Consider the following 5,610-nt stretch of genomic DNA (forward strand, 5'->3'; position numbering starts at 1 on the left):
CTGTAATTAACTCATAATTTTGCCGCAAATATCATTATACTATGTATTTGTGTAATTAATTCTGTCTGACTACTTAAACCATATATTTCTTGTACCACCTCCTTTGGTCTTTGAGAACGAATATGAGTTTTTCGTCCTACGTCCTAATAAATGTACTTTCAGTTCATCAATTGTATTCTCCACTTCCCAACGTTGATGATATTCACAGGCAAGTAACTGGGCAGTAAATTTTTCTGCTTCCAATAAGCTGGTAATTAAACGATATCTAATTTGTGCTTCGGGGCGGTCGTAATTCTCAATTGTGTACTCAATTACTCTTACTTTTATTGGCTGAAATCCTTTTTTTCTTAATTTGCCCGATGGATAAATCCAACTCAAATATGAACCATCATCTAATTGTGTTTCGTTTAAGAATTTAACGTTGGATGGAATTCACACTCTTCTACTCACAACCTTTACTTACTGTAGCTTCTACCATCGCATAAGAATGTAAGCCTCTATCCCACATCAATAGCATTTCCGGCGTTACTGAGCGTAACAACTTTAACGCTCTTACTCTTTCTCCCATTTTATATGGACACATTAAGGCATCAAATATTAAATGTGTTCCTGCCTCTACTAAAATCACTAATCTAGCGGGAACGCAGCTCTCGTACCGGGACGGCTACCCGGACGACCAAAAACCCTAGCATTTTCATCACTGTCTGGGATATCTAAGCAGGTTCCGTCTATCACTACGACTCTGAGTTCGTTGATAAAAGCTCCTAGTGTTTCAACTGTAGCCATTGGTCGCACTAATGAATGAAACAACTGTCTCATTACGCCTCCTCCTAATCTTTGTCTGGCTTGAGTAATTGCCGATTTACACGGAAATCGCCAATATCTACCAACTTTTATCCATGCTTCATTAAGACCATCAATTAAATTTTTTAGTACATCCCGCATTGAATCTTTCGACCACAGACTCATGGCGATTACCAGACACACTACCAGTTGTGCTGGCAGGGCGCGATGACGTTTCTCTTCAGCCTTCGTTTTAGTAATCGCCTGTTCGATTGCAGTAGCTGGAATAGCCATTTCTATTGCTTTGAATATCTCCTTACTTGGGATTTTGGGAGATAAAAAGTGAGAATTCTTTGAGATGCACGCTAACTTGCTCTCCCTTTTTGGAAACAATACCTAATTTACCACGGTTTGAGCCTTAACTGAACCGTATTGCATTATACCCCTCTTTTGTCACTCTAAACAGAGTCTTATAGAACAAAATCTCTCAAACCTGAGCTGGGTCTATGGTTAAGCCTCGCCAAGCTGATTCAACCTTGAAATTGATTGATGAGTATTGTCGGTATTACAGAAATCTGTTTTCAGAAGTCAGAAGCTTTGAAGCTTTTACACACCTTCATGCGGGTAGAATTTCGGATATTAAACGTAAGACACTACCAGCCATTGCAGAGATAATGGGGCTAGAAAATGCTCAAGGGCTGCATCACTTTCTTACTCAATCACCCTGGGAGGATCAAGCCATGAGAAAGCAAAGGCTAGAATTAATTTTAAGAATTGTTAAAGCTCGAAAAATCGTTATCATCATTAATGAAACAGGAGATCCAAAGAAGGGAAAAGCTACCGATTATATAGCTAGACAATATTTAGGGCGACTTGGAAAAATTGACAATGGCATAGTGGCTGTGGTGATCTATGGTCTAGTAGATGGGTTAACTTTCCAATTAATGTTTGAAATTTATAAACCTAAAGAACAACTTAAACTAAAGGATAGTTACCTAGGGCTTGCTGAATAATCGAGCGCATATTGCGTGGCCTGGGTTTCGCTCGCGCGATCGAGAATAGAAGTGCAAGATAAACAGGTAAAATAGCTCAAAACCGGTGCATCACCACCTGCGATCATGTACAAAAAAGCTGAGTTTGCCTCCAGCCCCCCATCCGAGTTTGAACTGCCTTTCGGAGGAAGGTTGTCTGCTGACAACCGTTGGGTAAAAATGGGCGAACTAATCCCGTGGTCGGAATTTGAATCAGAATATGCAGCAAACTTTCCCACAGAAAAGGCCTTAAGGGCCAAATCATTTCGGATGGCATTGGGAGCATTAATTATCAAAGAAAAATTAGGAATTAGCGATCGCGAAACAGTCGAACAGATCCGCGAAAATCCCTATATGCAATACTTCATCGGTCTATCAAACTACAGCAATGAACTCGCATTTGATCCATCCCTATTAGTACATTTTCGGCAACGAATCAGTCCCAACCTAATTAATAAAGTCAACGAGCGCATGGTCGAAAAAATGCGCTCCATCACCCAAATCAAACAAAAAAAAAAGGATTCGGATGCCAAAAATGAGTCCCCCAATCGCGGAAAGTTGATCGTAGATGCAACGTGCGCCCCAGCCGATATTAGTTATCCGACCGACTTAGGATTATTAAACCGAACCCAAGTTCATAGAGAAAAAATTATAGACATCCTGTATAAACAAATCAAAGAAAAAATCCATAAACAACCCAGGACCTACCGTAATTTAGCAAGAAAAGACTACTTAGCAGTAGCGAAACAAAGACGACCCACCCGCAACAAAAGAAGACAGGCAATTAAAAAACAACTTCAATATATCAAAAGAAACCTAGCTCATATTGAACAGTTAATCGATTCAGGTGCGAGCCTAGAATGTCTGAAGAAAAAGCAATATAAAACCTTGCTAGTCCTCACAGAAGTAGCTCGCCAACAGCAATGGTTATTTGACAACGATAAACAGAGTATTGAGGATAGAATAGTAAGTTTAAGCCAACCCCACATTCGTCCCATAGTCAAAGGAAAAGCCGGAAAAAGCGTAGAGTTTGGAGCCAAACTATCAGCCAGTTGTTTTGAAGGATATGTATTTTTAGACCGGATGAGCTGGGACAAATTTAACGAATCAGGGGACTTAAAAGCTCAAGTAGAAGCATATCATAGGTTCACAGGATATTATCCAGAATCAGTTCATGCCGATCGCATTTACCGAAATCGGCAAAACCGAGCATGGTGCAAAGAAAAAGGAATTAGAATCAGTGGGCTACCCCTAGGAAGACCAAGAGCAAATGTGAGTAAATCAAAAAAGAAGCAAGCCTTGGAAGATGAGAGGATTAGAAATGCGATAGAGGGCAAATTTGGGCAAGGAAAACGAAGATTCGGTCTCAATCGAGTGATGGCAAAACTTGATAATATATCTGCTACAGGTATCGGCTCAATAAGTAGGGGTAGCAGAGAAAAAAAAGTAAGCAGAGTACACAAAGTGTCATAAAATAGGACACATGACGCAAAAGATTATTTCAGAAGATAAGTCATCCTTGAAGATACTGAAAACCATCGACCCAAAAGGTATTGCAGACGAATCCATGCGTCACACAGTAGAGATATTACTGAACCTAATAGAGCAATTAGAATTAAAAGTCAAAGACTTGGAATCAGAGAATCAACGGTTAAAAGATGAAAATAACCGATTGAAGGGAGAACAAGGAAAACCAGACATCAAAGCCAAGTCCAAAGGATTCAAAAGTCAGCACTCATCAGAAAAAGAGCGAAAAACGCCAAAAAAGCATAGCAAACGCAGTAAGAACGCCACGATTAAAATAGATCGAGAAGAAATACTAGAATATCCCACAGACCAACTGCCAGCAGATGCAGAATTTAAAGGATACGAACAAGTAATCATCCAAGATATCAGCTTGGCAACCGACAACATATTATTCCGCAAACACAAATATTACTCACCCTCAGTTGGGAAAACTTATGTAGCAGAATTACCATTAGGCTACGAAGGAGAATTTGGACCAGGCATAAAAGCCTTAATAATCAGTTTGTACGCTAGGTGGCAATATGAAGCAAGGCAAACTACTAGATTTTTTTAGCAGATTGAGGTATTTCCATCTCAGCCGGTTATTTATCTAACCTGTTAATCAAAAACCACTTCCTTTTTGAAACCGAGAAAAAAGAAGTTTATGATTCAGGACTAGCAAGTAGTCCTTAGCAACACTTCGACCTGACGGGGTAACAACCCCGTTAAAACATAGACTGAATCAAGGACATAGCTCTCATACCCTTCTGAAAAAATGGCAATTTATTAGGTCTTATTTTCATTAATTTAACAACTATTTCCTGACAATATTCTATGCCTAATACCCAGGATTGACCCGATCATCCAATCCAAAAGCTACTATGCCGAGCTACAGTTCGCCCACTTTCTGTGAGCCGTGAGCCGACACACATATTTTTGAATGCCCATTCTTTTAATTTTGTCTCCTTGAAAAATAGCGCAAGTATAAGCAAAAGCTATTAATAAAATCAAGGTTTTTAAGCGCTCGTCACAAGCGTGACTTTTTTCGAGGTTATAGCCTCCTGTCTTGCAATCTTTGAACATAGCTTCGCTCCCACTTCGACATCTAAATGTAGCCACAGCTTCTTTTAAAGTTCCTACATTTGTGAGGAGATACCAACCTTCCTCTTCAACATGACCTTGATATCGACGCTTCCAATAACCTGCGATATCAAACTTGCCAAACCCTGTTTGCTTCGTCACTTTAACATCCCTAAAATAAAAGCTAGTACCTGGCATCAAACCCAACTCACTCAATCGCTTATATTCTTTACCTGCTTGTTCAATATATCGCCCCTTTTGTATTCTTAAAACAAACCTTACATTCTTATCACATAGCCATTTTCCCAGCTTGACACTCCCAAATTCGCGGTCTCCTATTATCACAAATTTATATTTCTTTAACAAGGTCAGGATTGGACCAATCAATCTTTTTTGATCTTGGATATTACTACATCCTTTTTTCGGTAAGATTTGCCAGTATAATGGTAATGCTCTCCGCTGAAATATCAGGTTGAGGACAAAAATATTTTTGTCCCGCCACTGCGTTCTATCAATGGCAACTCTCCACTATTTTTGCTGGTTAACTTTAGTTCTTAAAATGTATTTAATCAGGGGAAACCACAGATTCTAAACATTGAGAATCGGTAGCTTCAAAAATCTTTGAATCCCTCGTCGCCTGCTCTCAAACAAAATTGGATAAGGCATTAATGTTGCCAGGGATTCAATGCTCACTTGTTTCTTGATTTGAAGCAGAAAAATTAAAATACGAGCGGGTTAAGTATTCTGCTTGTTTCAGTTGTTTCTGGAAACAAATTTGGTAAAATGGAGGTAACATTTTCTATAGATGGGGTTGTTTAACGATATTGACCCCATCTTTTTTTACCATAAATCGGTCAAACCTTTGTTAGCTATGGGTTTTAACGGGTTTATCACCCCGTCAGCACTTCGACCAAACTGGTGCGCGTGTAGGTGGAGTAAACCATACTACCAATATCATCTGCAACCCTTTATATACAGTCTACTTTACAACAGCGAATAAAGACAGATTGACTGTCCTGAAAGGATTACAGCCAGGACGAGAAATAGAATTCCTAGTGAATCCACTTACATTCTCACTAATTCAGGACTTCAAAATCCCGACTAAATGGCAGAATGCTCTCAAGCTATTACCTCCAGGGTAAACGCATCTAAATTAAGTTGACATAAAATCATATTTGTGCCTGAGTTATTCTCTGAAAAAACCCTTCTT

General features: G+C 39.3%; 2 protein-coding genes and 3 pseudogenes. 3 read left to right on the forward strand and 2 right to left on the reverse strand.

The genetic code is table 11. The annotated features are described in order from the left end of the window. Positions 1 to 80: 80 nt before the first annotated feature. Positions 81 to 1,077 (reverse strand): annotated as a pseudogene (locus tag QUA53_RS28405) (IS4 family transposase); the annotation flags it as partial. Between the two features lie 212 nt (positions 1,078 to 1,289). Here QUA53_RS28405 and QUA53_RS28410 point away from each other — a divergent pair. From QUA53_RS28410 to QUA53_RS28420, 3 genes and pseudogenes are all read left to right on the forward strand, one after another. Beyond that, positions 1,290 to 1,778: pseudogene (locus QUA53_RS28410) on the forward strand (transposase); the annotation flags it as partial. A gap of 123 nt (positions 1,779 to 1,901) precedes the next feature. Next, positions 1,902 to 3,227: pseudogene (locus QUA53_RS28415) on the forward strand (IS5 family transposase); the annotation flags it as partial. 70 nt (positions 3,228 to 3,297) lie between these two features. Continuing rightward, a complete protein-coding gene (locus QUA53_RS28420; RefSeq protein ID WP_333101140.1) occupies positions 3,298 to 3,894 on the forward strand; it encodes a hypothetical protein in 597 nt (198 codons plus the stop codon). A gap of 305 nt (positions 3,895 to 4,199) precedes the next feature. On the opposite strand, the gene QUA53_RS28425 is transcribed toward QUA53_RS28420, so the two are convergent. After that, positions 4,200 to 4,916 (reverse strand): IS4 family transposase, encoded by a 717-nt coding sequence (locus QUA53_RS28425; protein ID WP_333249267.1) that lies wholly within the window; start codon positions 4,914 to 4,916, stop codon positions 4,200 to 4,202. Positions 4,917 to 5,610: the final 694 nt, after the last annotated feature.

This window comes from Microcoleus sp. Pol12B3 (assembly GCF_036701355.1).
Lineage (GTDB): Bacteria > Cyanobacteriota > Cyanobacteriia > Cyanobacteriales > Microcoleaceae > Microcoleus.

Coding starts and splice junctions, on each gene's coding strand:
- QUA53_RS28420 (WP_333101140.1), top strand. CDS start 3,298: ATGACGCAAAAGATTATTTCAGAAGATAAGTCATCCTTGAAGATACTG.